This is a genomic window from Labrenzia sp. PHM005, from assembly GCF_006517275.1.
Taxonomy (GTDB): Bacteria; Pseudomonadota; Alphaproteobacteria; order Rhizobiales; family Stappiaceae; genus Roseibium.
In genome coordinates this window covers 5,069,215-5,094,780 of record NZ_CP041191.1, presented here as the reverse complement: position 1 = coordinate 5,094,780, position 25,566 = coordinate 5,069,215, and the positions used below count along the sequence as shown (strand labels likewise).

General features: G+C 51.2%; 18 protein-coding genes. 5 read left to right on the top strand and 13 right to left on the bottom strand.

Going from position 1 to position 25,566, the window contains the following annotated elements; genetic code table 11:
* The first annotated feature begins 328 nt into the window (after positions 1–328).
* Entirely contained in the window at positions 329–1,858 is a 1,530-nt protein-coding gene (locus FJ695_RS23045) for a radical SAM protein (RefSeq protein ID WP_141187621.1), read from the top strand.
* 9 nt (positions 1,859–1,867) lie between these two features.
* On the opposite strand, the gene FJ695_RS23040 is transcribed toward FJ695_RS23045, so the two are convergent.
* Together FJ695_RS23040 and FJ695_RS23035 are read right to left on the bottom strand one after the other, a co-directional pair.
* The gene (locus FJ695_RS23040; RefSeq protein ID WP_141187620.1) at positions 1,868–2,899 is read right to left on the bottom strand and encodes a glycosyltransferase family 1 protein; all 1,032 of its coding nucleotides are present in this window, start codon (positions 2,897–2,899) and stop codon (positions 1,868–1,870) included.
* Positions 2,896–3,663, bottom strand: a complete 768-nt coding sequence (locus tag FJ695_RS23035; RefSeq protein ID WP_141187619.1) for a UDP-2,3-diacylglucosamine diphosphatase — start codon at positions 3,661–3,663, stop codon at positions 2,896–2,898. The genes FJ695_RS23040 and FJ695_RS23035 overlap by 4 nt, the downstream gene beginning before the upstream one ends.
* A 421-nt stretch (positions 3,664–4,084) precedes the next feature.
* Between FJ695_RS23035 and FJ695_RS23030 the strand changes: the two genes are divergently transcribed.
* On the top strand, positions 4,085–6,181 hold the full coding sequence (locus FJ695_RS23030; protein WP_141187618.1) for an adenylate/guanylate cyclase domain-containing protein: 2,097 nt from the start codon (positions 4,085–4,087) through the stop codon (positions 6,179–6,181).
* Here FJ695_RS23030 and FJ695_RS23025 read toward each other — a convergent pair.
* The 3 genes from FJ695_RS23025 to FJ695_RS23015 are packed head-to-tail and all read right to left on the bottom strand — an operon-like array spanning position 6,178 to position 9,150.
* Positions 6,178–6,816 carry a hypothetical protein gene (locus FJ695_RS23025; RefSeq protein WP_141187617.1) on the bottom strand — a complete coding sequence of 213 codons (639 nt, stop codon included), beginning with the start codon at positions 6,814–6,816 and terminating at the stop codon, positions 6,178–6,180. The genes FJ695_RS23030 and FJ695_RS23025 overlap by 4 nt on opposite strands.
* Positions 6,817–6,820: 4 nt before the next feature.
* Complete coding sequence (locus FJ695_RS23020; protein ID WP_141187616.1) at positions 6,821–8,428, bottom strand: transporter substrate-binding domain-containing protein; 1,608 nt, start codon at positions 8,426–8,428, stop codon at positions 6,821–6,823.
* A gap of 14 nt (positions 8,429–8,442) precedes the next feature.
* Positions 8,443–9,150 carry a methyltransferase gene (locus FJ695_RS23015; RefSeq protein WP_141187615.1) on the bottom strand — a complete coding sequence of 236 codons (708 nt, stop codon included), beginning with the start codon at positions 9,148–9,150 and terminating at the stop codon, positions 8,443–8,445.
* A gap of 452 nt (positions 9,151–9,602) precedes the next feature.
* Here FJ695_RS23015 and FJ695_RS23010 point away from each other — a divergent pair, with 452 nt between their 5' ends.
* The gene (locus FJ695_RS23010) at positions 9,603–10,916 is read left to right on the top strand and encodes a tetratricopeptide repeat protein (RefSeq protein WP_141187614.1); all 1,314 of its coding nucleotides are present in this window, start codon (positions 9,603–9,605) and stop codon (positions 10,914–10,916) included.
* A 20-nt stretch (positions 10,917–10,936) separates the two neighbouring features.
* Here FJ695_RS23010 and FJ695_RS23005 read toward each other — a convergent pair whose 3' ends face one another.
* The 8 genes from FJ695_RS23005 to FJ695_RS22970 all read right to left on the bottom strand — a co-directional run bounded on the left by FJ695_RS23005 (position 10,937) and on the right by FJ695_RS22970 (position 23,198).
* A complete protein-coding gene (locus FJ695_RS23005) occupies positions 10,937–13,105 on the bottom strand; it encodes a hypothetical protein (protein WP_141187613.1) in 2,169 nt (722 codons plus the stop codon).
* Between the two features lie 373 nt (positions 13,106–13,478).
* Positions 13,479–14,306, bottom strand: a complete 828-nt coding sequence (locus FJ695_RS23000; RefSeq protein ID WP_141187612.1) for a hypothetical protein — start codon at positions 14,304–14,306, stop codon at positions 13,479–13,481.
* The gene (locus FJ695_RS22995; RefSeq protein ID WP_141187611.1) at positions 14,303–15,670 is read right to left on the bottom strand and encodes a cyclic nucleotide-binding domain-containing protein; all 1,368 of its coding nucleotides are present in this window, start codon (positions 15,668–15,670) and stop codon (positions 14,303–14,305) included. Before FJ695_RS22995 ends, FJ695_RS23000 begins: the two co-directional genes overlap by 4 nt.
* Positions 15,671–16,035: 365 nt before the next feature.
* Positions 16,036–17,055 carry a cytochrome c family protein gene (locus tag FJ695_RS22990; protein WP_141187610.1) on the bottom strand — a complete coding sequence of 340 codons (1,020 nt, stop codon included), beginning with the start codon at positions 17,053–17,055 and terminating at the stop codon, positions 16,036–16,038.
* Between the two features lie 49 nt (positions 17,056–17,104).
* On the bottom strand, positions 17,105–18,274 hold the full coding sequence (locus FJ695_RS22985; RefSeq protein ID WP_168206465.1) for a 2Fe-2S iron-sulfur cluster-binding protein: 1,170 nt from the start codon (positions 18,272–18,274) through the stop codon (positions 17,105–17,107).
* A 151-nt stretch (positions 18,275–18,425) separates the two neighbouring features.
* Positions 18,426–19,916, bottom strand: a complete 1,491-nt coding sequence (locus FJ695_RS22980) for a hypothetical protein (protein WP_141187608.1) — start codon at positions 19,914–19,916, stop codon at positions 18,426–18,428.
* A complete protein-coding gene (locus FJ695_RS22975) occupies positions 19,913–22,120 on the bottom strand; it encodes a multiheme c-type cytochrome (protein ID WP_141187607.1) in 2,208 nt (735 codons plus the stop codon). The genes FJ695_RS22980 and FJ695_RS22975 overlap by 4 nt, the downstream gene beginning before the upstream one ends.
* 385 nt (positions 22,121–22,505) lie before the next feature.
* On the bottom strand, positions 22,506–23,198 hold the full coding sequence (locus FJ695_RS22970; RefSeq protein WP_247653716.1) for a GntR family transcriptional regulator: 693 nt from the start codon (positions 23,196–23,198) through the stop codon (positions 22,506–22,508).
* Between the two features lie 165 nt (positions 23,199–23,363).
* Here FJ695_RS22970 and FJ695_RS22965 point away from each other — a divergent pair, with 165 nt between their 5' ends.
* Positions 23,364–24,449, top strand: a complete 1,086-nt coding sequence (locus FJ695_RS22965; RefSeq protein ID WP_141187606.1) for a Gfo/Idh/MocA family protein — start codon at positions 23,364–23,366, stop codon at positions 24,447–24,449.
* A 97-nt stretch (positions 24,450–24,546) separates the two neighbouring features.
* Positions 24,547–25,557, top strand: coding sequence for a TRAP transporter substrate-binding protein DctP (gene dctP / locus FJ695_RS22960; RefSeq protein ID WP_141187605.1), 1,011 nt, complete (start codon positions 24,547–24,549; stop codon positions 25,555–25,557).
* Positions 25,558–25,566: the final 9 nt, after the last annotated feature.

Below are 25,566 nucleotides of genomic sequence, written 5' to 3'. Positions count from 1 at the left end.
CTTAAATGCGAAAATGCTTCGTGTTCTCTGAGATATTCGATTATTTCCATGGAGCAGCAATCGGTGGAAATTGTATAAAGTGCAGGACTTCATCTGATACACATCTAACGTTTAGACTTTCATAAAATACTACTCGCTCAAAAAGTGAATTTCCGAAATTGAAGTAAGTGACGCGGGACATAGCTTTTGAAGGATGCTGCTGGTTTCAGGGAAGAACGGAAGAGACAACAGTGCAGCGAACGAACGCTTGTTGAAACTTGAATAAGCGCGTGGACAAGTTCCGAAGTCGTTGAATTGCTGAAGATTGACCAAGCTGTTTGGAGGCTGAATGCCAACGGGTCGAAAACGACGCATTCTTATCGTGAACGCCTATTTTGATCCGTGGAGATCTTCATCACCAACGCGCTTGTTCGTGCCCCGCGCCATGGCTCCCTACTATTTGGCCGGTTACTTCGACCAGACTCATTGTGAGGTCAGGGTCTGGGACGAGATGTACCATGGAGCGCTTCTGCAACGTTCTGTGTTCGAATGGCCGGATGTGGCCGTTTTCACCGGACTGACAGCTGCGTTTGACCGGACACGGCAACTGGCCGCCTATTGCCGGCATTTTAGCCCCAAGGTCGCAACCGTTATCGGCGGGCCGATTGCGCGCGCTTTACCGGCGATCTGCAATGACGTCTTCGACTACACCTGCCAAGGCGATGTGGAGGAGATTGGCGAGGTTATCGAAAGCATTTTTGATCCCGGGCATCGGGCACACCATACCGCGCCAAGATTTGATCTGACGGCCCCTTCAATGGGCGTCGGGTATCTCGAGACGACGAAGAACTGCAATTTTGCCTGCTCGTTCTGTTCCCTGTCCGGTGAAGGACGGGCCTACACAGCGCACTCCAGGGCATCGATCGAGACTCAGCTAGACGCCATGGGCAAAGCGTTCGCCGTCATGGTGCTGGACAACAATTTTTACGGCAACAACCGGTCCACATTTGAGGCCCGGGTCAGGTTAATCGGAGAACGTTGGCGCCAAGGTCAGTTTCGTGGTTGGGGCGCGCTTGTGACCGGAGATTTCTTCAAAAGACCCGAGAATCTCAAGCTGATGGCGGAAAATGGCTGCAAAGGTATTTTCTCAGGTGTTGAAAATCTCGACCCTCAGGTGCTGAAGACCTTTAACAAAAAACAGAGTCTAGCTTCCGATCCAAAATCTCTAACAGAAGCTTGCGCACAATACGGCATCTCTTTTGACTACGGCATGATTGTCGACTTTGGACAACAGACCATCGCGGAAATCGAAGCTCAGATTTCGGAGATACTGGTGGACCAGACAATTCCCTTGCCCAGCCTTCTGTCGCTGACAATTCCAATTGTCGGCACACCTTATTTTGAAGAAGCTGCGCGCTCAGACCGCCTGATGCCAAATGTTCTTTTGAGCGACATGGATGGCCAAAAACTTGTCGAGTGGCCCAAAGAGCCATTGGAAACAGTGGTGCCGTACTTGCGAGACCTCCTGCAGTTTCGTGGACGCAAGTTTGCACTCACCCGCCATTCATTGCGGCACGCATGGCATTGGCGCAAGCAATATGAGTGGGAGCAATCGGTCCTGGCAGCAGTTCGTCCCCTCCATCGTTTCTACAGCAATTTGGGTATCGGTAATCCGCGCCAGATGTTCCAATCCTTCAAAGAACCAGCTTTGACCTATAACGCCACCACGGACAAACTGCGCAGCGCATACCGACCGCTTTTTCATATGCCTGCTCACTTTGCCAAGGATTTTGTCCCGCTCGCAATTACCGACAGCAAAGGCGCCTTAACAGATCAGTTTTTGGAAGCCCGGACTGGAGCCAGATCCTTGGCGAGCTAGTGTAGTGCTCTAAGCAGAAGTTGTGCCGTGGGCTCGATTGGCAGCATCTATGTTTTCCAGGAACTTATCGGTGCAGGTAGACCAGCTTTGTTCTAGCGCCGCTGCGCGACAAAGGTCACTCTGGATATTGAGCGCTTCAAGACACGCTGTGCGCAGGTCAGAGGAAAGAACCCCAGTTCGGCTGTCACCAACGACGTCAATAGGTCCCATGATCGGATAAGCTGCGACTGGAACACCGCAAGCAAGGGCCTCCAATAGCACCAGTCCGAAGGTGTCGGTCTTGGAGGGAAATACAAACACGTCGGCACTGGAATAGTGCTGGGCGAGTTCGACACCCGTTTTAGACCCTGTGAAAAGGACGTCGGGATACGCCCTGCGAAGGCTGTCCAACTGTGGCCCTTCACCGACAACCACTTTGCTTCCCGGAAGATCCAGATCTAGAAATGCTTTAATGTTTTTTTCCACCGACACGCGTCCAACATTCATGAACACTGGACGGGGAAGGTCTGGTGGCAGTACCGAGCCTTCATAGGGTTGGAATAAATCTGTATCTACGCCACGAGGCCAACGCATCAGATTTTGAAACTTCCAGTATTTTAATGAGTTTTCAAGTTCGGCAGTTGCCACCATGCAGCTGGTGCCGGAGTTGTGAAACCGCCGAAACCACACGTAAAAAGGCGTTTTTGGCAATGGCACCCTTGCCGAAACATATTCTGGAAACCGTGTGTGATAGCTGGTTGAAAAAGGGCGTCCTTCTTTCTTTGCCGCTGCAGCTGCCAACAACCCGAGTGGTCCTTCTGTTGCGATATGGATGTGCTCGCAATCATGCTCGCGAATGATCCTTCGGACCGTGCCTTTTGTGGTAAGAGCGAGCCGGATTTCCGGATAGGTCGGACAGGGCAACGTTCTGAAACTTTGCGGAGTTAAATACTCAACACGGATGCCACGCTTTATCAATTCATGCGCAGTGTACTCAATGGTACGCACGACGCCGTTGATTTGAGGGTGCCAAGCGTCAGTAACAAAGAGAATCGATTTCATGCAGCAACAATACGTTCTTTATCAAGGCTTGTAGAAGCGCCGAAATATCCCGTCTCATCCCAACGGACAATTTCAAGCGTACCATCATACAGCTCGCAAATTGCCGTACAGCTCTCAACCCAATCTCCTGAATTGAGATAGTGGATGCCGTTCATTTCACGGTCAGCTGCATGGTGGATATGCCCGCAAATCACTCCATGGAGACGCCGTTGCTTTATGTCTGTGGCAACCGCGGCTTCAAACTGGCCGATGATACTGACAAACTGCTTCACATGCTTTTTTGCGAAAGCTCCTAAGGACCAGTATTTCAATCCCAGAGATCTGCGAACAATGTTTAGCCAAGTATTAAGCGCCAAAGCTGTGGCATAGAAGCGGTCCCCCAGGAATGCGAGCCATTTTGCATTCTGGATGACAACGTCGTATTGATCTCCATGAATAACCAGATAGCTGCGGCCATCGGCCGTAACATATTGGGCATTATCGACGATCTCGATACAGCCAAACCGGTGTTTGTGAGACTGCCTTAAAAACTCATCATGGTTGCCCGGTAAATAGATAATTCTCGTGCCGTTTCGCCCGCGCTCCAGCAGAACATCGAAAACCTCCTGATGGCTGGCTGGCCAATATTTCTTTCTCCGAAGCCGCCATCCATCAATGATGTCCCCAATCAGATATATCGTTTCCGCATTGTGATGCTGCAGGAAATCAAGAAGCAATTCAGCCTGGCATCCTCGCGTTCCCAAGTGAATATCGGACAAAAACAAGGTCCGTAATTCCCTAGTTTGAATGCCGCTGGGTGTTGTTTTCTGGCGAATAGTTTCAACTCCCGAAACGGTTTAAACAAAGTATTTTCCGGATTTTCACTGCACACAATCCAATCTTAAATTAATGAACATGCCATTATCGCTCAAAACTGAGATTTACTACTCCAAGGCACATTCGGCGAACGGCTAACTACTAGTAGCCGGTCAGAATTCTCGAACAAACATCCAGTGTCCATAAAATTCGCACGGCAAGAGTTTGAGTCGACGGCTGATAGGCGTAATGACTTGTCAGTTACCACATTGAAAATGCTTGATCCGTTGCCATGATCAGGCCATCTTGCCGTCGAACGCCAGTATACTTTGAGAATGCAGTCTGCAATCAGCCGTCTGGGTTGGATTTAGATGGAAACGGCAAGAACGAATGCGAAGTCTAAGCCTGAAATCCGTAATCCTGACGTTGTTCCTGATTTTGACCGTTCCCGTTTTTGTAGGCGTCATCGCCTTCAACTATATTTCCAGTGAAACCATTGCTCGCAGCGACTCTCTGAAAAGGATCGCGCAACACCAGTCGAACGCAGCTGCCAGTGTCGAGAACCTTTTCCGGGAAGTCTCGGCCAGTGTGGAAACCATGGCGAGCGCCGGACACATCCAACCGGATCTTTTCCAGGATCTAAGTTCGCTGGATTTTCTGGCTGCGGTGGCACGCGGAACTCCGGACGTTCTAAGCGCCTACGTTGGGCTTGAGTCTGACGGCACTTTCCTGCAGGCCAGACGGATGAAGGAAGGTCACGATGTCCATGGTAAGCCCTTGCCCACCGGTACAACGTTCGCACACCGCTGGATCCTTCCCAACTCAAATGGACCATCTGACGAAACCTACGAGTTCCTAAACGCCGACAACCAAGGCACAGGAACATCCCGTGCGACCAGCACCTATGACCCCCGCAAACGTCTCTGGTACAGGGTCACAAAGGCTGCTGATACGCTTACCATCTCCGATCCCGACCTGTTTGCGACTTTGTCTTTGGTTGGTTTCACGATCGCCGCACCGATCTATTGGCAAGACGAGCTCTCAGGCATCGTTGCGATCGATCTGACGCTTGACGGACTGTCGAGCTATTTGGCCGAACGAAAGGTCAGTCCGAATTCTGTCGGTTTCATTCTCGACAGCCAGGGCAATATCATTGCAAATTCGAACGAGCGTACGGTCACCCAAAATGTCGGGGACACGCTCAGACTAACCCACGTAAGTGAATGGGCCGATCAGTTGATTGGCATCGTCTACAGTCAACGCAAGATCCAGGGAAATAGCGAGCAATCCTATTTTGTCCATCACGCCAGTCAAGAATATGTTGCCTCTCTCAAGCCGATTGAATCCGTTTCGGAAAAAGACTGGCAAATCTTCGTCATCGCGCCGATGGATGACTTTAACGCTGAAATAAAGCTCAATAACCGCCGAATGCTGTTCCTGGGCCTTGGGGCAACAGTTCTACAAATCCTGATCATCTGGCTGCTGGCTCAGAAACTGTCGACACCGCTGGAACGGCTGGCGAGCTACGTTGAGAGTATTCGTGACTTGCGCCACGAAACCGTGACCGATCTGCCCAAGACCCGCATTCGAGAAATCTCGATGTTGTCCCGTGCGGTTGAAACGCTGGATACTGCGATCCGGTCCTTCGCATCGTTTGTTCCCGTCAGTCTGGTAAGAGACTTGCTCCAGTCAGAACAAAAACTGGAAATCGGCGGCAGCAGCCGCTTCTTGACGATATTCTTTTCCGATCTTGAAGGATTTTCAGATCTTTCAGAGAAAATACCCTCCAAGGCGCTGGTCCAGAGGGTTTCGGACTACCTCAACATCGCGACGAAGTCTGTAAATCGTGAAGCAGGTACAATCGACAAGTTTATCGGAGACGGAGTCATGGCCTTCTGGGGGGCTCCGACCATCATGGAAGATCATGCAAGGCGGGCTTGCATGGCCGCCTTGCATATCCAAAAAGCCGTTAATGCGTTGAACGCCGAGGTTCTGGCAGAGGGTGAAAGCCCGCTTAAAGTTCGCGTCGGCATCCATAGCGATGCTGTTATTGTCGGTAACATAGGTTCGGCCGAACGGATGAGTTACACAGTGCTCGGCGATGGCGTGAACATAGCCTCGCGGCTGGAGGGCCTGAACAAAACTTATCGGACCGATATCTGCCTCAGCCACTCGGTTTACAAGGAAGCGGGAGACAGTCTTTGTGTCCGCCCGATTGGTGACGTCAAGGTCAAGGGGCGGCGCGCGAGCATCACAGTCTACGAGTTGCTTGGCGCGTTCGGCCAGGGGGCGGAGTATGAACCGACGGAAGATGTTCTAAAACTTGCCGAGATGAGCCGCACCGCTTTCGACCAGCGCGTGGCCGGAAACGAGAAACAGGCAATCGCCTCGTATCGCCAAATCCTCAGAGACTACCCGGACGACCCGGTCGCCAAAGCGGTTCTCGCTGAAATAGAACACCACAGGGTAGATGAAGAAGCGCTTTAGCCTGCCTGCGGAACATCCGAGAAACGGGCTATTACAAACCGGTGCAGCATGCGGGATGAAGCGACGACGGTTTGCATAAGCCCAAAAAACATCAGCACTGTCAAAGCGTAGAGAACGAACCGCCATGCCGAGTCGCCGAGCAACTCGGCCTCGGACAGAACAACACTCATCGCCTCGTTAACCCCGATGGCCGCCCCGAAACAGGATGCAGATACCAGAACCTGAAAGGACCGCGCCATATTTGGGATGAGCAACATGGCCGCACGATGGGCGCCGCGGCGCCATTGCGACAAAGCTTCGCTGACCTGATCATAGGCATAGGACGTGATGTATGGCAGGCAGGCCAAAGCCACGAACATGATCTTGGGATCGGTGAAGTAGGCCTCAAGACCTGTATAGTGCGGCCGCAAAACGCCTGCGAGAAAAAACATTGCGATGAATACCGGCGTCGCCCGCAGGATCGAGATAGACGACTCAATCCCCCATTTCACGACCGGATTTCGGAGATTGCTCAAATAGGCCAAAAGCCCCCCGCTGAGGAGGCCGATGACCAGAGCGGAAATCGCAATCTGGAAGTTCACCAGCAAACCTTCGGCAATACGCAGAGGCAGATCGTTCGAGAAAGGTCCAATCATTTCATCAACCCTTCAATTCCAGCAGCTCAATACGCGCCCGCAGGCTGCGGCAAAGGCGAACCACCGCCATGACGATCAGAATATAGAAAATCAATAAAATCCAATACGTTGTAGACTGGTTTCGCGAAAAGGACGTGATGTCGTTCAACGCATTGGTAAGATCGGCCACCCCCACGAAACTGGCCGCCGATATGCCACGCGTGGCATTGGTCAGGAAAGCCTCGATCTGAGATGCCGATTGGATCACCGCCTTTTGCCAGCGGTTAGCCCTTCCGGACGTTGGCTCAAGGGACCGCCAGGCATCGGCTATCGCCTGACCGGCAAAGGCCCCATTCATCAGGGCAATGGACAGGATCGCAACGGAAAGGGCCACAACTTGCGAATAGGAGAATAGGCTGTTCGCCATGGTTGCAACCAACACAAGGATGAGAATGGGCGGGCTGCTTTGGAAAACCGCCAGCAGGACCGCCAAAGGCCATTTCAACACTTTCTTATCCGATGTCAGGCAGACCGCAAAAAGAAGACTCATGGCAAGTGTGACGATCAGTGCACCGGCGACAGCGATCAATGAAACTTGGATACCATTGATGAATAGGTCCCAGGCAACTTCGCTGTAAAACACAGCAAGATACTCCTGAGCCCAGGCATAGGCCGATTCAACGAAGGCTTTGAAGGGGCTTGGTGTGATTTCAGCTTTGAGCGGCGCGGCATAGCATTTTGACGGCGTTTGCAGGCATTCGTCCCGTTGCCATAGTGTTTGCATGCGAACGAGAAACTCGGTCTCGATTAAATGCGGCTGGGCGAGGTCCAGAAGCAGCCCGTCCGCGTGCATGCCAATTGACAGTTGATCGAGCAGGACAGCCAGTCGATCGCTACCTTGAAGAGACACCGCCATGCCCCACGGGATCTCACCAAACCCGAGCTTGCGTTCGAACTCCGCTGCTGTCTCGGGATCAGCCATGGCATTGGCCAATACGCTATCGTCCTGCGCTATGAAGGTGCAGGTGCCTGACCGGAGATTTGAAACCAGGCGCGCAGGCGTATCGAACAGCATCACTCTGGCTACGCGCGGCACAAGCAGAGTGTTTGCGTAGTTGCCGACTGTTGTGCAGACGGTTTTGTCCGACATATCGTCCCATGAGCCGACCTCAATCCGCTTGGGTCCAATGACGACCGTTTGGCTTGAATAATAATGCGGCCTGATGAAACGGGCGTTGGCATCGCGGGTCGAATTGTGCCCCATGGTTGCGATGACCAAATCGATCTGATTGTCAGACAATGCGGAAATTCTGGTCACCGGAGTGACGTCGATAAATTCGACCTCAACGCCCATCAAGGCGCCGATCTGTTCTGCTACATCGATCTCGAAACCTTCGCGAATGCCTTGGCGGTTGGTAGCAAATCGGGAATACCCGCCACGAACACCAACGCGGATCACCCCAGTGCAGAGTATGTCATACAGACGGTCGCCGCGGTCAGCCTCAGTGCACAGAAGACGTGCTTTCGCCCTGGCCTGGTCAACCAATTCAGCTGAACTTTGTGCCGTGACCGAGGAAGGCAGCGCTAAAAGCATCAAAGCAAGCAACAGCAATGACAGCAAGGATCTTGGCATCTGTTATCCCGGTTTTACGCCCAACTCGCGACGGCAAGACAGACACGGGCAAAAACATGCTGTCCCAAGGTAAATACTTCGTTCCCGTACCCGTCCGCGCCGTGCGTCAATGCCTGGACCTTAAGCGGGGACAAGTGAACAATTGTTTCGCGGCAGATATCAAGTGACAATCCATGTCCTTGTAAGAATTTTCGGGTTTGCTCGATACCTACAAAACAGTTGTGGGTGAATACAGCAACTCCCTCTGGCGTCAGATGTTTCGGCAGCCCTTCAAGGAACGGGTCGAGCAGATTGCGTCCGTCATCTCCGCCCGAGGACCAGCTGGGCAAACGCCCGGGCAATGTCAGAGCGGGTGTCGGAAAGTGCGGAAGGTTTGCCAGAATCAAATCAAAGCGGCTTGTATCGTAAGGTTGCCAGAGGGGGCCATTCAGGCACCTCAGATCCGCTGTTCCCTGCGGCAGTTGGCTAAAAGAAGCTGACACAGCCTCAAGCGCACTGCATTCGATATCACTTACAGTTACGTTCCGCGCTCCGAGCAAGGCAGCCTGCATAGCGACCACACCATTGCCCGTGCCAATTTCGCAGACACTTCGACCCTCGACCTGATCTACATTTTCCTGCAGAAAGCCGAGCAACATGCTCGTGTATTCAGTCGGAGAAAAGACATTATATGACTTCTGAAAGTCCGAATTCTCAGAAGAAAATGCCATCTGATCAGCCATGGACAACACCGATAGCAGAAATCGCAGGCTGGCAATGGACTAACATCGAATTCTGTTCCCAGTTAAGTTGTTGAACCGTTTTATAATGACCGATTAGAATCACTTTATCCGTTATCTCCAAATGAACCGTTGTTTGACCGCACGATCACCTGATGACGCTAATCGATCAAGTGAATTCCGTCCGACCTGCCAATGTAATTGGGTTGTCGATCACTCGATCTATTGAAACATTGGAGATCTAATCGGTAGGAACAAAAAGCTGACGCTGAATTACTTCGTGAAATCTACCGTATTCGCAACCCACCAACAATCAGCTATTTGAAGCGGAGCCAATTCGTCCACTCGGCCTAGGGCCGACTGAATAAACAATATTCTTTCTTGAGCTGCTATTCCCGTTTCAGTAAAATTTAGCAGGTTTGTGATTTCAGTGTGTTGAACTGGATTTGTCGTACATGCTGCATTCTAAACAACGCATGAGCGGTATCCGATTGATCGCCTTGTTGGCGATCAGCGTGTTCCCAACGAGCGTTTCAGCCTTTACCCAAGATACTCCTGTTGCAAACCCGCCAACACCAACTTCACAAGTCACTTCTAAGTTGGAAACCACGTCCAGTGGCGCTCCTCAATTCATCTCTGACGTTTGCGTTCATATTGAAAAATCTGCAAAAAGAGCTGAATTGCCAGCTGGTTTTTTGGCAAAACTGATCTGGAAAGAAAGCCGGTTTGACCCAAATGCAATCAGTCCTGCAGGAGCTGAAGGCATCGCCCAATTTATGCCTTACACAGCCGACACCTGGGGGCTTGAAAACGCGTTTGAACCGCTCGAGGCGATTTCGGCCTCTTCAAGACTACTCGGCTATCTAGCCAAAGGTTATGGCAATCTCGGCCTCGCCGCAGCAGCTTACAATGCCGGGGAAAAACGTGTTGACGCTTGGCGCCGGGGACAATCTCGCCTGCCGGCCGAGACCAGAAATTACGTCTATTCGATCACGGGCCATCGGGCGAATGTTTGGAAAAAGGGTACCGGACCGGACGTGGACTACACGCTGGATGAAACAAAGGATTTTCAGTCCGCTTGTGAGGAATTCCGCCAGATAGAAGCCCCACTGCAACGCCGTTTTGCCAATACCTACTACAACCGGGCCTTAAAACTTTCCCAAAATGGTGATTACAAAGCAGCCTTGCTGCGTTATTCCACTGCCATCCGACTAAAACCCAACTTTCCTCACGCCTACAACAATCGCGGTCTCGTCTATCGGAAACTTGGCAGGTTCGAGGATGCCATTTTAAATTACAACGTGGCTATCGCTAAAGCGCCGAATTATGCAAACGCCTATAACAATCGCGGCTACGCAAACCGGAAGCTAAAACGATATAAAGCCGCGATCGCAGACTATGACCGAGCGATCGAGCTCAAACCGGGGCATGCAACCGCGTGGTTCAATCGCGGTTTCTCAAAAAACAAACTGGGTTTGTACGAGGAAGCCATCTCAGACTACACTCAATCCCTCAAATTGAGCCCTGGTCACCCCTTGTTTTTGTACAATCGTGCGCTGGCCTTTATCGCGCTAGAGCGGACGGAACAGGCCAAAAAAGACCTTGATGCAGCAATAAACGCGCATGGTTCCTTTGCGAAGGCCTACTATCAACGCGCTGCTCTGATGTTTGATATGGGTATGACGGATCTCGCGAAGTCAGACTATAAAAAGGCAATTGTCCTCAACGTGAAATACGGTCACGAAAAATACCGGCGCCGTTTTGAATAGCGGCTCCATTCAATGCTCTCCTACTCCGTAGGTAAGCTTGTTCTCGTCATTGGGTGCCCGATGTCAGTTGTATGATACTGATGACACAAAGTGCATTCTTCACCAGCTGCCCGTTCGGTGTGGCAAGAAGAGCAAGTTGCTTTTTCGATTGGCTTGAACGTTTTAACGAAGTCGCTCGTGTTGCCGGCATTGTATGTGTCCAAAAACCCCTGATGTCCCCCGGTCATTTGATGGCACATTGCACACCCTTCGGAATTTTCAGTCCCGATGTGCGGACCATGAGAGAATGTTGTGAAGCGATTTGCTTCGCGCTCGGAACTGAAGGCGTGCCATTGCACATGCTTATGGCCGCTTTCGTCATCGACACTATGGCACTTGGTACAACGTCCAACGGCGTCTGAAGGCGACAATTGCTCAAATACCGGCGCAAACTGGCTTTCCTTCGGAGACCCGTAGGAGTACCCGGAAAACGTCAACCACGCCCAAAGGAACTTGTCAGAATGACCCGATGGCCGGAAGTTGAGAGAATAGTCTCGTCTATACCACCCCCCAAGAGCTGCCCAGGCTTCCGGATCCAGGCTTTCCGATCCCAGAAGCGATACACTTCCTGCCATATCGTCCGCTTGTTCAGCAGCGTTCTCTTCCAAAGGGGTGTTGAGCGTGGAATCGTCGACCACCAAAACGTCATCACTCTCGTCAGAAGACAATAGAGGGTCGGAGTTCGGCGTTTCCAGACTGTCACCGAGAATGTCTCCATCATCCGTCTCTTCAAGTATAGCCGCGTCTTCTGCGCCCGCCTCTAGGTCAAGGCTCTCTAGGTCTTCGTCTTTCGCTATACCATTCAAGATTTCATCATCAGTCCCGGCTGCGTCCTCCAGAGACAGATCATCTACAAACAGTTCATCGGTCTCTGTTTCCAATTCATCGCCCAATACACCGTCGTCGCCCTCGTCAAGAATGTCACTGTCTGTTATTTCGAGATCGCTTTCTTCTGTTTCTTGTTCAGGGGCTTCAGTATTTTGCTCATTCTCTTCAATGAGAGCAGCGAAATGATGAGTTTTTTCTCCGGCGGCATGTTTTTGAAGTTCGTCAGTCAAACTGGGGAACCACTCACGATTGGCCGACGCGATGACATCCCGGGACATTACACCGCTCATGTTCCCCATCTGTTTGTGTTCCAGGTCATCGCCTTCTGAATTCAACGGCAAGCTCATAAAGGACTGAAGGCCGGAGTTTTCTGTTTGCCAGAAAAGCCTTTTGACAGCCCACGCAAGATCCTGAACTTTAGCCAAATCTTCGTCGCTGGCATCCGTGAGATCAAGGAGCTCAAGATCTGACACTTCGCTGACGATATCCCTGCCATCCAGAATAGAGGCCAGAAGGGAACGCATAAAGGGTGTCACCTCAGCTTCAGAGTCCTCTGGCCATGCGCCGATATCGACACCACGCTCTGAAATAACTGCAAGATCCAATCCTGGAACTGTCAGGAATTGTATTCCTTTGGGTCCGCTTGCCCGATTCACACCGCGAATATCGGCGGTATGACATTGGGAACACATGGCATTGAATGAACCGGTCTCCATGTATTTCTTGTCTTCACCTTGAACATGGCAGTCAGAGCAATAGCCCGGCGCGGAGATAGCTCTATCATTCGTTTCTTTTGTTTTCGGGAAATGCTTTGCAAAGTGTGACTTATGATCAAAAATCAAGCGCGTACGCCGGGTAAACGGATAATCCGTGAATTGCGGATGGGACTGAGCGAATTTGCCGAACTTCTTGACATGACAGGTCTGGCAGCGCGTATCGGGGACTTCCATCAGGTTGCCAGCGGAACCTTGGTGTTCTTCATGACATGTCGCGCAATAGATTTCGGATTTACCCGGTCTAGATTGCGGCGCAGGAATTGAATATCGGACCCAATCCCCGAATTTTTCTTCGGGAAAGGGTGTGTTCGGCTCAGAAGACACTCTCAGCTCAGTAAGACGCCTGAGGTCTGCAACAGGATGGGTGTGGGCTGCAAAAGCATCTTCTCCCACTTCATGACAACGTATGCAGAGTTTTGCGTTTTTTTGAGCGCTCGCACCTTCGACCAGATTGTGGACCCAATCCAGCTTACCTGTCCCGACAGCTGCATGGCACGTCTTGCAATCGCCTAAGTTCGCATGTGAGGAGTTCAATGGCCCCGGCATCAATAACTCATTGCCAATGCCCCCGGCCAAAATGACAGCAACCAAACCTACGGCCAATGCAATTGCCCATCTGGTAATGCTGCTTCGCCGCGTCCTTACACTTGCGACCGGTACGCAAGTCTCGATCTTCCGGCAACAGGTTCCGTCTGAAAGCGGGCCTTGTTCACAGGGACCACCCTGCAGATGAGACCTCCGACATTCCCATCTGTCATTTTTGAGCCATGGCTGACATTCGTATCCGCCTCGGCATCCACCCTTCTCGTCAGGTCCGCGGACGCAGGGTTTCCCCTCCGCAAGACGCCCGCAAATCCAAGGGTCTTGCGGGCGTGCATAGCCTTGTGTTTGCCGGGTAGGATCGAAACGATCTGACATATCACGCAATACCCGAAGAAAAGCCGTACGCAATTGCGACATGCACAAGGATGAACACAATCATTGCATAGGTTTGAGGAACATGGACGAACAGCCAGAACTTCAAAACACTCCCATGGGCGTAATGGAAATCGAGAGCGTTTTTAGCCTTCACCAACGATTTCATTTCATCTAGCCGAGCTTGGCCTGTGTCATCGAGGTATCTTTGAATGGAGTCCACTTCGCCCAATATTCGTGCAAGCGGCAAATCAGACAATCTGAGATGTGCCCAGATGTTTCGGGGCGCTGCAAAAAAGTGATGCAGCCGATCAACATAAAGCTCTGCCAGGCTTCGGGAATCCCCCCCTTGAAGTGAGCTCATTGCAAGGGCTTCTGCCTGCTCCGCCAGCTGTGCACGCAGGGATGGCAAATTCTCAAACGATATCTGATTGTCATGTTCTTCAAGACGTTTGGGCACGACTTTGCTGACAAGTCCGCCAAACAAGCCACTCACCGCAACAAGGCAAAACAAAAGCCACAAAACCCATTCAGCAGGCGCATTTGGCAAGCGTAAATCGGTATGGATCAAAAACGCCACAAGAGTTATCAGGCCGAGATAATAGTGCAACTGGAGCCAATGCTTGGTGCGGCCAAACGGCAATATAACGAGCTTTTTGCGGATAGTCAGAAACAGCATTGCCACGATGAGTGTGAGCAAAACCCACCCATTGAAATACTGAACATCACGCAGAGATATGCTGTAGGCGTTGTTCAAAATAAAGATCACAGCCGACAACAGGGCTGCTGCGGTCAAACTCGCAAGCATCTTTTTGTTCAAAAAGATACTCATCTGAGCCACTTCACGAGGTTGTCTGTGTCACGAATGTTGGTTCGCATCAGCGCATCATGCGGACAAGCCTGAACACAGGCTGGCCCCGTCAACTGGTCACTGCATAAATCACACTTTGTCGCCCGGGCAATCGTCTTGCCCTCAAGGTCCAGCAGAAAATCACCGCTTTCGCCGCGTATCTCAACCATCTGAATGTTGTTGTAGGGACATGAGTTTGCACAGGTTGCGCAGCCGATACAGGTGTTGTCGTTGATAACAACGGTACCTGTGTCCCAAGAGCGATGTATCGCCCCAGTCGGGCATCCAATTAGGCACACCGGATCTGTACAGTGCATACAGGCATTCGCCACAAGAGCATTTTCATATGCAGGCCCGGCACGAACGAACCTGGGATTATTGTCATGCGCAACCGCACAAGCGCGGACACAATCATCGCAACCAACGCAGCGATCCAGATTGATAACCATCGCCTGTTCACCGTTGATGAAGCGGTGATCGACAAGAAAATCCATCATGCCTTGCTTCAGTTCTTCACGTTCGACTGATCCCCCATCAACATCAGAAAGGCGCAAAAAGCCGGCATTCAATCCTGGGAGAATATGTTCGTGTACCAGGTAAGTCGGGATGCGTATGACATCGACATACCCAATTGCACGCAAGCTGCTACGAAGTGACGTTCCGCCTCCCTTGTTGGCTACAAAGATATCATCCAAGCCGAAGAAATCATTTTTTGAAAGGTGCCCAATTGTCCTTTCTCCATGATCCACTCGTTGACTGACCCGCGCAAAACCATTGTTGATCAGCAAAAGCCCATCAACATGATCCCCTTCTTCGCAAATGAGCGTTTCGAGGCCTATTATGGTATCTGCCTTGTCGCTTTTGCCAATTTCCCGTTTGAAGCGATGGGTCCAGTTAAAATTTCCGTAGGTCTCGAATAGGGCCTCTTTCGCGATCTTATCGAGTGTCTCATCATCGACATGATCGAAGACCGGACATTCCCTGAGGCGAATGACCAGACCGCGTTCATGATAGAGACTATCTATTTGCTGACGAAAACTCTCGGACCAATCACGGATTTCACGCAATCCTTGCCAGCTCATCTCAAACAAAAGCGTATCGTCTTCAGCAGCAAATATGGTTGCGCTTCTGGGGCTGCGTGTCAGAGCTGCCAGTTCACCAAACATTTGAGGGGCTTCAAAGGAGAAAGTCGTATAGCGCACCTGCAGTTCATCAACATCAACAGCAGTGATGCCTTCAAACTGGTAGGTGTTGCCCGCAGCCCCGCGTGACCTCCGGTCATTGGCACCAAGGCTTCTCGCACGGCGATACTCTGGAGGCCGGTAGGCCGCAAACAATTGTGCCAACGACCGCTTCCATGAAGCCGTTTTTTTTGAACGCCTTCCGGCCGTCTTCCCTGTTACGTCTGGATCATTCACGCCTATCACGGAACCTGACAGAATTATGAAAAGGGAATTTCCATAATCTCCTTGGCGCAGGATGACCTCTCCGCGCTTGCAGGTTCGAATACGGCCCTCGTTCGCAATTAGTGCTTCCAGACTAAGATGCGCGGGAAAACTGTCTGCTTGGACATCAGCAAATGCGGGAAGAGCCAGAACCCGCGCAACAGCTGCACTGTCCAACGGCTCTTCTCCAAACGTTGTATCCCAACGCCTGTTGCGCTCATCACGCTGTTCAAGAGACAAGTTCACGCCCTCCCAAGCCTTACTTTCTAGTTCGTAGGCTTCCCTTTGAATTTGTCTGACTTGGGAATGTATTTATCTATCGCACCGAAGGTCGAGCCATCGTAGGTCTGCGCAAATTTTAATCCCAACACGGAAATCTTCCCCGCAGTTTCCACCAGGGCATCTTCATTGTTGAGTTTCAGTTTTGCAGCCTTTGCGACATTTGCAATCTCCGCCAGCTCGGGTGCATCCGGCAATAGCTTTGCGAGACTTCCCATAGCCTTTCGAGCATTGCTGGCCCGTTTTGCCATCTTGAGAGCGTAGTCTTTTTTCACCGTCGCCTTGCTGACGCCGATCAAAGCGGTTTCCAGTTCCACAATCCGCCCGACCAAAAAGAGCATCCGCTTTCTTTCCAGAGATGCTTCGGGATTGCCTTTGCCTTTGTTGTACCAGGAATTGTGCCGTACTTCGCCTTGGGACCAGCTTACCAGTTCAAACGGGCTCCCTGCCGCATGTCCACCTTTGTTGACCAACTCCTCATTTGGCACGAGATGACAGCTGAAACAGTTTTTCGCCAGCGCATAAGTCATTGAAGGTCGGATCATGCCGGCGGCTTCCGACTTTTCCCATCTGGACGCGATTTCTTCTTTGCTCTCCTGGCCTTCTTTTTTCCCGCTAAAGCCGGAATGCAATTTGTACCAGTCCTTGCCTGGCGCGTGGCAAGATTCGCAGGAGATACCTGAAATCGCTTTCGGTTTGTCCTTCTCGGTTTTAACCGTGAAATGACATCCCAGGCAAAGACTGTCTGCTTTCAGGCGCTTAACGCCCATTTTTCCGGCGATTTCCTTGGCTTCCTTACTCTTTGGCAACTCTCTGAAAGTCGAGAAGTGATGCGTGTTTTGCCAAGCCGAAGTCTCCTTCTTGTGGCACTCCGCACATTCATTCGGTCCGACAATCATATCCGGATTGGCTATGGCCCCAGCTCCGCTCACGCCAACAAGAACTGCAGCCGCAAAGAACTTGAGCAACCAGAATTTGGTCGCCCGGACCAGAAGCGCCTCAAACATAATCTCTCCCCCAATAAATCAATTACAGCATGGCTAATCTGCAAGCATTCTAAGCATCCAACACCAGATCTCCCTCCGGCCGAGCAATACAAACGAGAGCGGTTCCTTGCGCAGGTGTGCTTGCAGATTTTGCAACATAAGACACATTTCCGCTCTTAACTGCCGTCGCGCATGTTCCACAATTTCCGGCTCTACATCCGCAGTTTATCGTAACGCCATTCTCTTCTGCGAGATCCAGAATTGTACCATTTGCTGCAGTCCAGGTGACTGATTTTCCTGATCTAGCGAATTCGACAGTAAGCTCTTTATCGCCGGTATCTTGTTCGGAACTGACATGTTGGGTTTTTTTGACCGATGCGGGTCCAAATGCTTCGAAATTGATATCTTCATCCGGCACGCCCCAGTCGCTTAGTTGCGCTGTCAGCATTTCCATCATCGGCGGCGGGCCGCAGATATAGAATTCGTAGTTGGATGAGTTCAGATATTGCTTAAGAAGGTCTGTCGTAACAAACCCGGCACAATCAAAATCTACACCTTCAACACACTCCTCAGTCGGCCGACTGTAGGCAAAAACAGCATGGAAGTTGTCGTGCTGAGTAATGATTTTCCGGATTTCATCCCGAAACGCAATGTCTTCACCATTGCGCACAGCATAGAATATCCAGGTTTCCCGATGGCTGTTCTTATCGGAGAGCCATTTTAACATGGACAGAATCGGCGTTAGACCAACACCACCTGCAATAAGGACAACTGGTCTTTCGGACCGAAGATTGAGAACGAACTGACCACTTGGCGCAAGGACATCGACGACATCGCCCTCATTCAGGCTTGAATGGAAAAACCCGGATGACAAGCCAGCAGGCAGGTTGATCGATGCATCCGGCGGTGGCGGAATTCGTTTGATTGACACCCGGTACGTTTTCAAATTCGCAGGACTGTTGGACAAGGAGTAACAACGAACAACAGGTTTTGCTTGCCCTGGAATTTGAAGCTCGAAAGTCAGAAACTGGCCAGGACTAAAGGGGGGCAAGCTGCCGCCGTCATGGGGCGCTAGATAAAACGAGCAGATATCGCCGCTTTTATTTTCTGGAATTTTTGAAACGATCCTGAATTTCCGCTTGCCCGACCAGGTGAGCTCGGACGTACTACGATCCAGTTCAGCTTGTTGAAATATGTTTTTCGCCTGGCTTTGAAACTGCTCCAGTCGTTTCGCCGCCATTCGCCTTTCCTGAACAATTCGGGAGAACTGTCCATAAACCGCCAGGCATCCTTGCACTAAGACCGTTAGGAGAACCAACCCGCCGCCGATCTGCAACACCTGAATCATGCAGGGCACTCTTTGCTGAAATGAGCCTGGTCTTGGTTTTTCATCAGAACCTTGTCCTCAGTTCCATACGAAATCCGGTTCCGGCGCGACGGTTCTCATTTGCCGAAACAAAGCCATCAACCTGAAGACTGGTTCGATTGTTCAGCGCATGAAGAAACTGGCCGCCGATCGCGGCAGCCCCTTGACCTGAACCGTCCGTGTCTTTTCTACCGCCAATCTCGAGGGTCAGCTGGGTTTTGTCTTCATTGAAAAACATCTGATGACCAAATGACCCACCAAACGCATGGTCCGCTCTATTGGAAAGCGCCGCGCCCCCAAGGCTTACTTGAGGGGCGGCGAACAACACGCCGACACGTCCGAGCGGGCCACCAGTTCCCTTGTCACGGGCAGCTGATGTGTAATTTCCCAAGCCCCAAAACAAGTTTCCATAATAAACGTTGTTAGACCCAGTGGCTGTTCTGGAAACTTCCGAAAACAGTAAAACGCCGTCATTTACTGCAGAACCACGATTGTCTAGAGCTGTTGATGTATTCACTCTGAAGGACGTGTTGAAATGCCCAATGCGCTGCGTTGCCGATGCTCCGAAATAGAGCCCATCTCCTCCGCTGGAATCGTTACTGAAGACATAGGCGGCATCGAGATTGACGGTGCTCTTTCTAAGGTCTGTTTCTGTGAAGAGACCGAACAACATGGCTCCATGATCCAGAACGTTGTTGTTGCGGCGAATGTTATGCAGACCGACCAGAGCTGTGGCGCGCATATCCGGCGTGAGACCTGGGATGACGATGGTGTCACGCGTAATCCCGATAGCATCGATCGAGTCATTGATCATAATGCCTTCCTGAAACAGGATTGGCTGCCGACCAATTGAAAATCCCCAATCGTAGCTCTTGGAGTCGTCCGGATCGAGATTTGGGAATATCTCCCCGAACTCACCTTCAAAAAACAAGGTTGTAATGTACGGGTTGAGCGCATTGTTGAACTCAAGCCCATCGGCATCGGTGTAAAGCAAGCCAGTATGGTTTCCACCATCAGACAGCGGCGAAAACCCAAGCAAAATACGCTCGGTGGGTGTGAGTTTTAGGTTTACGAAAATGTCCAGGCGGTTTGCCCAGTATTGCCTGCTATTGGTGTTGCCATTTGCAAAATGTCCGATGCTGGTCCGGTAGTCCCCGAACACCCAAAGAGACGGTTGCCAGATCGCCCCTGTCGGCAGCTCAATACCCGGGTTGAGGTTTCCCGCAGCAAGAAACTTCTCACCCCGCTCGAATATCGGTGGCGTCGGTTTTGGTTGTTTGGCTTCGGGAAGCAATGGAGCCGGCGCTTCGCTCAACTCACTGCTGTGGTGAGCGTCATTCCGTTTGCCCTTGCGAACTTCCTCTTCAGTCAAAAGCCTGATCGGCTTTTCACTTAGCGCACTGCCAGCTGCCACTGAAGGCTGACCGCTTGTGAGAATAGATAGCCCCGCAAGCGACAGCGCGGTCAGGAGACCCTTGGACCTTTGCCGGACTGCCCTGATCAAAACTCGGCTCATTTCAGTTTCACCGACGTTTTTCTGGACCACAAAACGGAACTGCCCTTCACAACTTCTCGAGCGATTTGAGCCGGGCTCATTCCGTAGTCGAAGCCGGCTCCCTGAATTGCTGCAATCAGGTTGACTGGCACCATCTGGGAGACCAGTTTGACCGATACTGTATAGCGCTCGCCCTTTTTGAGTTTATTGGAAGGCACCTTGTATTTTGCAGTCCGGCTGGCTCCGGGTTCTAGGTTTTGCTTATGTTTTCGAGCACCTCGTGGCCGACCATAAATTGTTGTCGCGCGGCGCTCCGGACGCACAAATGGCAGTACATCAGAGGATGTATTGACCGCCAGAACCTGTTCTCTTTCGCCGCCGCGCAACAATCTGACAACAAATTTCGATTGAAGGCTGAACAGGTTCTTGTCCAATTTCAGTTCGCCGTTGTGGACATAAAGAGAGTGCGCATCTCTCACATCGCCATTAGGGTCACGGTCCCCGGAGACAAATACAACATTACCGCGGCTGTCCTTTACCGTCACCTCAAGGAAAATGAGACGCTCGGCGTCAAATCCTGTCGGCACACCATGACCATCGGTGCCACTGCTAACATCGACGGAAAATGACAACTTGCCATTTGTATTGTTCAAAATGGTGATGTCACTGAGTTTGAAACCGTTGCGCAACACTTGCTCACGCAGCCTACGAGCTTTGGCCAAACGTTCAAATTGAACCTTGAGGATCTCCCGCGCATCATAACGGTCATCGATGGATTCCCAGGCTTTCGGAAACTTGTAACTGTCGGTTATCCGGTCTTCAAATTTGTCCGTTCCCCAACCCGCCTTATAGTTGAACTGGAGCCATTCCTTGAGTGTTTTGAATTCGGCCGCTTCAACATTGTGCGGAAAGATACCGGGATGGATCACCGAGTAATCCGGGCCAGCAAAGAAATGATTGGTCAATTTCCGATTGCGGGTCGGCACATCTCCGACGACGGCTGCAGGGCCATAATCATATCCCGAGGCAACGCCCTGGATTTTGCCCATGTGGCAATCCTGGCAAGTCTCACCACGCTTTGCGGCTGGTGACTGCTTGTATTCGGCAAAGGCTTCTTCCAGACGAAAGCCGTTAAACAGCGTCACATCATGGCAAGTGCCACAGAACCCAGGTTTCGTCAGTGCAAAAAATTGGTTTGCTTCGGTGTGAATGCTCCGCCCCGGATCATCCTGGGATTGGGACACCCGATATTCTTCAGGCTTGCTCAAAACCCGTGCCAGCTCCGCACCGCCTTTGGGGCCATAAACGGGCGAAAAAACATCGCCTTCTTCAAGCGCAAAGCGGCCACTAATCTTGCCATAATTTCTGTTCACCCGATGACAGGCAACACAGGTTATGCCCTCGCGGGATGTCGGTGTACGCTCCAAATTTGAAACATAGAGCGACTCTCCAATGTTCATCCCGACCGGATTGTGACAGCGGATGCAGAAGTCTCCGTTCGTAGCACTGGTCTTCATGTTGATGGTGGTCTGCATCGCCATGTAGATCGGGCTTAACTGCGCATAGGCATGCTGCGACACAGACCATTCTTCATATTGTTTCGGATGACAGGTCGCACAGGTATTGGCAGAGGGATATTTGCTCTCCAGGAACAGTTTTTCATGTTCCTCGTTTGCTGATCGGCGTTTTGCCGCCTGCTCTTCTTTCTTTTTGCCCTCGACTGACTCCGTGGCGCTTTCGCCGTCAACCGTCAGCAGATCGTCATCATCATCATCGGCGATCAGCAGTCCGTCATCCGATTCCAGAAGACTGTCGTCATCGTCGTCTGCCAGAAGTGAATCTTCGTCAGTCAACAATTCATCGTCATCCGAAACCAGGAGGCCGTCGTTTTCGGCTTCCGGTTCCAGAAGGAGATCATCCTCAGTGTCCTGGCTGTCGGAACTCTCCAGCCCCGCTTCGTCAGTTTCTAATAACAGCGGGTCGTTTTCACCTGCGGCCAGGATAAGGCTTGGATCACGGTTGGATTGCCGTTTTTCTCGCGCATCGACATCAGCGAGGTACTTCTTCAGCTGCGCAATCGCGCCAACATCAAAATTGTGATTCGAGAGGCCGTCAGAATATAAATTCCCGGCGGCAACTGACCCGGATAAAAAAAAGGGCAGAAGAGACAGAATTGTCAGATATTCCGGTATTTTACGGAATCTTTTCGGAAAATAGCGTTTCATTGCCAAACGGATCCGCCCAGTTCATCTGCGGTCGCAATATGATCGATCAAGCACGTAGTAAGGCATAAGATTCCCGACTTAACAACAATTCTAATGTAGCGGGAAACGAATGTTCGGGAGCCCAAGTTTTCTCGAAACTACAAACTGATAGTTCGGGTCAGAGATTGCTATTTATCTGAAGGTCCGGAACAGGGTTAGCCACTACAATGCTCAACTGCTTATGAGCTTCGAGCGGTATGGGGGAGCGCATTGCTGACCTTGGCGCCTTCAGCAGCGAACGACGGTTTCCCGCCTTGCGAGACCGTGACCAAGTTTTCCCTTCCCGCCATTTCCCGGCCCAAAGCAGACGCTTATTTGTTACCCTGCCACTGGCTGGTTTTAGTATCTAGCTCATCGCAGCAAGCGTGTGCTCTACGCCATTGTTAATATGACTTTCGAGCATCTTGCAGGCGGCTTTTGTGTCTCTTGCAAGGGCTGCTTCAAACATATCCTTGTGTTCTTTGGCCGCTATTTCACCGCGATAGGTTAACACGAGCATTTGGTAGCGCAGATACTTGTCATACATGATTGCATGCAGCGAAAGCAGGTTGGCGTTGTTGCAAGCCTGGATCATGGCAAGGTGAAATTCCCAGTCATAGCGTTTCCAGGTTTCCTTTTCGCTCTCATCACCAGCGAGCATTTTCTGCTCCATCAGATGCAATTTATGATGCGCGGCCACAAGATTGCCCTCCCAATCCGTGTCGCCGTTTTCGACGGACAGTTTCAAAGCGTGACATTCCAGGAGAACACGAAGCCCTCCGATTTCGACCAAGTCCTCCTTCGAAACGGGTGTCACCCGAAATCCGCGCTGCTCAGGAGCTTCAACAAAACCTTCGCTTGCCAGACGGCTTAAGGTTTCACGCAAAGTCGAGGGACTGGTTGAATAGCGTTGCTTGAGGGCTTCGAGTTTCAGTTTTGAACCGGGCTCGAGTTCGCCGAAGATAATGTCGTGTTTGATCTTCTGATAGGTGCTGGATCCGATTGTCGCGGGTGTCTGCTGTATCATTTTTTTGCCGATGAAATGAAAATCGTCCTGCATTTACCATATTCGATTCTGTAGGGCAAATTCCAGAAATGTAAGTAAAAAATAAAAATATCAGATATTATTGCAAATCATATTGTTTGTCCCTAACATCAGCGACATTGATCCGGCGACAGTCGAAAGCTGGCGACCGCACAAGATACAGGTGCATAGGAGCCTTAAGTGCAATCAACTTTACGACTCGCCATTGTCGGTCTCGGCTTGGTGGGCAAACGTCACGCAGATGCAGTAGCTCTTGTTCCGGATGTTGAACTGGTCGCAGTGGCCGATCCGAACGAAAGTGGCCAAGATGCCGCCGTGGGAATGGGAATCCCATGTTTTGAGACAATTCATGGCATGTTTAAGAGCGTCCAGTTGGACGGTGTTATTCTTGCAACACCGACGCTGTTACATGTCGAACAGGCGATCACATGTATCGAAAACAAATGTCCTGTTCTGGTTGAAAAGCCGATTGGTGCTTCCACAAAGGAAGCTTTAGCGCTTGTGCAGATGGCCAGAGCTCGGGACATACCGCTTCTTGTCGGTCATCACCGGCGGCACAATCCTCTCATTCAGAAGGCAAAGGAAGCTCTCGACGGCGGGTTGATTGGTACTATCCGCGCGGTTCAGGGTACTTGCTGGTTCTACAAACCTGATCACTATTTTGAGGCGGCCCCCTGGCGGAAACGTAATGGAGCCGGTCCGGTTTCTGTGAACTTGGTCCATGACATTGATCTGATCCGCTATCTTTGCGGTGAGGTGACTGCGGTGCATGCTGTTGCTGCCCCCTCTGTCCGAGGGTTCGAAAATGAAGATGTTGCAAGCGCAATCTTGGAGTTCAGCAATGGTGTGATTGGAACCATATCTGTTTCCGACAGTGTGGTGGCGCCGTGGAGCTGGGAGTTTACCTCTCGCGAGAACCCTCAATATCCGCCGATTCCAGAAAGTTGTTACCTCATAGGCGGTTCGGAAGGGTCTCTTTCGCTGCCCGATCTTCGGCTCTGGTCACACCTGGATAGGCGGCAAGATTGGTGGACACCACTTTCATCAACGACATTAACGCGCGCGGCATCTGATCCTCTCGTCAACCAGATCGCTCATTTCAAGGACGTGATTATGAAGAAAGCGATCCCGCTTGTTTCCGGGCAGGAAGGATTGCGAACACTACAGGTGATCGAAACCATTCAGCTCTCAGCCAAACACCGCACCCGGTTGGATATTCAAGATCTCACCGCTTCGGATGTGGAGGCGTATCGGACGGTAGTTTGATAAAATATCCGATATTTTTAAAAATATCTTGCAAAACAAAAATAGTCAGGCATGCTCAAAATTGAACAGTGAATATAGAAATCTCAAGGAGGAAGAGATGATCACGTATTTTACGCGCCGGGCCGCGCTTTCGGCTTTTGTTGCTGCTGGGGTACTCGCTGGTAGTTCCGCTGCTGGCTTAGCTGCTGACAAAGTACAGCTGCGCCTGGCTACATCCGGGTCGGAAACCGATCAACGTTCCGTCGCCATGCGCGATGTATTTGGACCCATGGTGGCCGAATTTGCTGACTACCAGCCGAGTTACAATGGCACCATTTTTGCCCAAGGCACTGAATTGGATGCTATCAGCCGTGGCAATTTGGAGATGTCGATCGCATCAGCCCAGGAGCTTGCGCAGTTTTTCCCTGAGTTTTCAATTTTTACCGCAGGTTATGTCCATCAGGACGCTGCCCACCAGGTTGCTGTCTTCAATGATGAACTGATGGATGCCTTCAAGCAGAAGGCTGAAGAAGAGCTTGGCGTGAAACTCCTGTCAGTGATGTATCTTGGGCGCCGTCAGGTGAACCTCCGGCAATCCAAAGACGAACTAACGGTGAAAACACCAGCAGACCTGGCAGGTGTGAATCTGCGCATGCCTGGCACGGACGCTTGGCAATTCCTAGGCAAGGCGCTGGGAGCATCCCCAACCCCGATGGCATTTGCTGAAGTCTATACAGCCCTTTCGGCAGGGGCGGTTGATGGCCAGGACAATCCACTTCCTACAGTGGTGGATGCAAAGTTTTACGAAGTGACAAATCAGATCATCCTGACGTCGCACCTCGTCGATTTGAACTACATTGCCATCAATGCAGAGGTTTTTAACAATCTGACACCTGACCAGCAGGCTACTGTCCAAAAGGCAGCTGACGCAGCCGCAGAGGCCGGGCGCAAAGCGCAATTGCAAAAAGAACAGGAACTTGTCGCCTTCCTGGAAGAGCAGGGCATGGCGATCTACGAGCCGGATCTTGATGCGTTCCGCAACCAGGTTCAGTCCATGTATCTTGAAAGTGAATTCGCGGCCACATGGCCGGAAGGAGTTCTGGAAAAGATCAACGCACTCGGCAAGTAATCAGGTACT